At 56.1% G+C, this 3,862-nt stretch carries 3 protein-coding genes; all 3 read left to right on the top strand.

Annotated features, from left to right (window positions below; all coding sequences use genetic code 11):
• Positions 1–134: 134 nt before the first annotated feature.
• Genes M0D66_RS37835 through M0D66_RS37845 form a run of 3 tightly spaced genes read left to right on the top strand, consistent with a single transcriptional unit; the run spans position 135 to position 3,764 of the window.
• Positions 135–1,391 carry a site-specific integrase gene (locus M0D66_RS37835; RefSeq protein ID WP_266212947.1) on the top strand — a complete coding sequence of 419 codons (1,257 nt, stop codon included), beginning with the start codon at positions 135–137 and terminating at the stop codon, positions 1,389–1,391.
• A complete protein-coding gene (locus M0D66_RS37840) occupies positions 1,388–2,773 on the top strand; it encodes a tyrosine-type recombinase/integrase (protein WP_266212948.1) in 1,386 nt (461 codons plus the stop codon). Before M0D66_RS37835 ends, M0D66_RS37840 begins: the two co-directional genes overlap by 4 nt.
• Positions 2,760–3,764, top strand: coding sequence for a tyrosine-type recombinase/integrase (locus tag M0D66_RS37845; protein ID WP_266212949.1), 1,005 nt, complete (start codon positions 2,760–2,762; stop codon positions 3,762–3,764). Before M0D66_RS37840 ends, M0D66_RS37845 begins: the two co-directional genes overlap by 14 nt.
• The last annotated feature ends 98 nt before the right edge of the window (positions 3,765–3,862 follow it).

A 3,862-nucleotide genomic window follows, 5' to 3' on the forward strand; every position in this document is an offset into this window, starting at 1 on the left:
TAATCAGCAGGTTCAGCTAATGCGAAGGAACGCGGCGGAATCCGCGCCGTTGCTGGCGTCAGGTTGCCGGTTCCTTCACATTATCGCGATGGTGCCATCCTATAGGTGCGACCAACCGCTTAAGGAGGCGCGCCATGTCCGATGAGCAAACAAAGCACGAAACGCTGCTCAGCAAACTTGAGCAACATCTGGTAGCCGAGCGATATTGTGTCCACATCCGCAATCGCTATCTGGCAGTCGCGGCAAACTTCCTCAGCTTTCTCGACAGGCGTCGAATTTGCGTTGACGCTACGCAGCCGTCACACATATCGGCGTACCTTCAATGTGAACTGCGGAGCTTCCGGCACCGCCACGGTCATTCGCCCCTCTCCGCTCTGGGCTGGAGAGCCTCGCATGCCACCGGCATTCATCAATTACTGCGTTTAGCGATTGGCAAGTGGCCACCTGATCCGCCGACTTCCAGTGTAAATGCGAAGTTTGATCGCGCACTGTGCATGGAATACGGTCAATGGCTTCGGGAGTGGCGAGGGCTTGCAACCGAAACGGTCGACGGCCATCTTGCCGAAGCACAACGATTCCTGTGCCAGCATGGGCAGTGCAAAGGTGCCGACACGTTGATGCATATGACGATCACAGACATCGATGTCTACCTTCAAAGCCGTGTTTCGTCACTGCGTCGGGTATCACGTAAAGATATCGCATTACGGCTTCGCAGCTTCGTTCGCTATCTGTATGACACGGGGCGTACCGGACGTGATCTTTCTCAATTCATCATTGTTCCAAGGATATATGCGCGTGAGTCCATTCCGTCTACACTACGCCCCGCTGACATCAGCGCAGTCTTGCGCTTCACACGCGAGGACCGGTCCCCAACGGGGCTACGTGACTACGCCATTCTGATGATGCTGTCGAAGTACGGAATACGTGCAGGAGAAATCGCACGACTGCGTCTGGAAGATATCGATTGGAGAGCTGATCGATTCTGCATTCGCCATACCAAGACCGGATCGCAGTCCATTCTACCGTTGCTTCCGAGTGTGGGTGAAGCTCTGCCTGACTACTTGCGACGAGGACGACCAATCACAAATGTGCGCGAGATATTTGTTCGCGCACGTGCTCCTTACCGCGGATTTCGCAATGGTTCCAGCTTATACACACCAGTGCGCCGGCGACTTGAATCGGCAGGCGTGCATCCAACAGGCAAACGCGGGCCGCACGCGTTTCGACATGCACGTGCTGTCAGCCTGCTTCGTGCCGACGTTTCAGTAAAAACAATCGGGGACCTATTGGGACACCGCTCGGCGGAATCTACGGGGGCTTATCTGAAGTTGGCGACGGAGCATCTGCGTGCTGTAGCTCTTGAGGTTCCGAACATGGAGAAGCAGCCATGAAGCCAATCTGGCCTGATACTGACAGCCGTTACGTCGACCGCTTTATCTGGGAGTTGGGAACCCGAAACGCAACGACCACGAAGGTTTACCGATGCATCCTATCGGGCTTCCAGCGGTTTGTCATGCAGCGCGAGTGTGCGGGATCGTTGGATCAACAAACGATCAGTGCATGGTTGCACGAACGGGCTACACAATGGCCTACGCACATAGTTTTTCATCGCGCACGTCTCGTTGACCGGTTCCTCGATTTCCTCGTAAGTGAGGGCTCGGTTGCGAGTAATCCGTTGCGTGAACTGCGAATCGAATATGGGCAACGAACGACTACGCCCGTAGTACGAGCGCTACTATCATCCTCCCCGGAAACGGCGCTCGATGCGTTACGTCTACCTCAACGCTTTGGAAGCTTTCTCGGGCCACTCATGCGCGATCACGTCACGTTAATGCGAGCAATGGGCTACCGTTACGAGACGCAAGCAAACCGCTTCGTATATTTCGATCGCTATTTGCAAAGGAATCCGGGACTGGAGGGCCAACCGCTGGCCGTCCTTCTGCGAGATTGGCATGCCACACGGCCGACCCTCGAGAATGCGTGGATGTGCCAGGAGCTGGGTCGCGATCTCGCCAGGGCGTTGCGACGCTCCGAGCCAATGATTGTCGTACCCAAGCCCGACCCTGGCCTTCGCCAGCAGCTGGAGCAACAGCGACGAGGTCCCTACATCTATACGGAGCAGGAAGTGCAGCGCCTCCTTGAAACCGCGCGGCAGTACCCCTCGCCGTGCGCACCTCTTCGCCCCATGAGCCTTTATACAATGCTCGTTCTTGCATATTGCACCGGTCTACGTCTGGGCGAGATCGTAGGCATCAACCTCGGTGACGTTCATCTCGATGTAGGCGAGATCGAGATTCGCGAGACGAAGTTTTTTAAATCGAGGACACTACCGGTTTCAAACAGCGTCGCAGTTGTACTGCGCGAGTATGTGAATGCCCGGCGACGGGCGGGCGCTCCGCAGCAAACCAAGTCAGGACTGTTCTGGCATCAACAACGAGCCGGACGCTACTCCTATGTGATGACCGAGAAGCTTCTGACACGTGTACTGCGCCTCTCTGGCGTAAAGCCTGATAGAGGCGGCCTTGGGCCACGCATCCATGATCTCCGCCACACATTTGTCGCAAATCGGATGCTTGGATGGTATCGCGAGGGCATAAATCCCCAGGCACGGCTTCCTTATCTCGCCACATATCTCGGTCACAGGGACATTAATTCCACCCTGATCTATTTGACTATCACCCGGGAGCTCCTGCAACAGGCAGGGGCGCGCTTTCGTGCTTTCGGCGTGCACAGTCTGCACGTCGATGAAGGAGTGGACGATGAAACCGATTGATCCGTTGCCTGGATTGCTGCAAGAATTTTTTTGCAGATACATGCTGGAACAGCGCAATCTCTCAGCACACACGGTGCGATCCTATCGCGATACCTGGAGATTGTTCCTGCGTTTTTCAGCTAAAAGACACGATCGTGCGGTAGCCAAACTGGTGTTCGGGGACCTTACTGCAGCGATGGTAGGAGCCTTCTTGCAGCAATGCGAGCAGGAGCGCAAGGTAACAGTCGGCACTCGAAACTGCCGACTTGCTGCTTTGCACGCCTTCTTTTCTTTTGTCGCCGAACGGGAACCCGCATACGCTGCACAGTGCAACGCAGTACTGCGCATTCCCACCAAGCGTGCAGCAGTTCACGCGCCATGCTACCTTGATCCGGATGAAGTTGATGCCATTATTTTGCAGCCTGATCGCACGGTACTTGAGGGCCAACGCGATCATGCGCTGCTTTGTTTTCTCTACAACACAGGCGCACGGATCCAGGAGGCGCTCGATGTTTGCCCGCAAAGCATCCGCTTCGATCCACCGTCGTACGTGCGGCTGATCGGCAAAGGTCGAAAGTCGCGTATCTGTCCGCTGTGGCCGGAAACGGTGGCCATAATCAAGGCGCTGCTCAAGCGACAACCCTGCGCGGATAGCGAACCTATTTTTGTCAATCGCTATGGCGCTCCTCTGGATGCGTCCGGGGTTCGCTACAAGCTTGCGCAGTACGTTCAGGCGGCCGCCAAGACAGTCCCAACTTTGTCCTCGAAGCACGTTTCTCCGCACAGTTTCCGACATGCGGCGGCCGTCCACCTCGTAGCGGCGGGCGTCGACGTCACCGTGATCCGCAGTTGGCTCGGCCACGTGAGCCTCGATACCACCAATCACTATGCACAGGCAAATCTGGCTACGAAACGCGCTGCGCTAGAACGTCTCGAACCCGCTTCAAAGATAGATAGGCCGCCGCGATGGAAACGTGACGCAGATCTCCTTGCATGGCTAGATTCACTTTAAGCCGCTGCGTAATGCGAAGGAACCAAGAACCTGGCGCCAGCAGCGGCGCGGATTCCGCTGCGTTCCTTCGCATTACCAGAACCTGCTGATTAGTTCAG

This window comes from Paraburkholderia sp. SECH2, assembly GCF_030464795.1.
GTDB lineage: Bacteria > Pseudomonadota > Gammaproteobacteria > Burkholderiales > Burkholderiaceae > Paraburkholderia > Paraburkholderia aspalathi.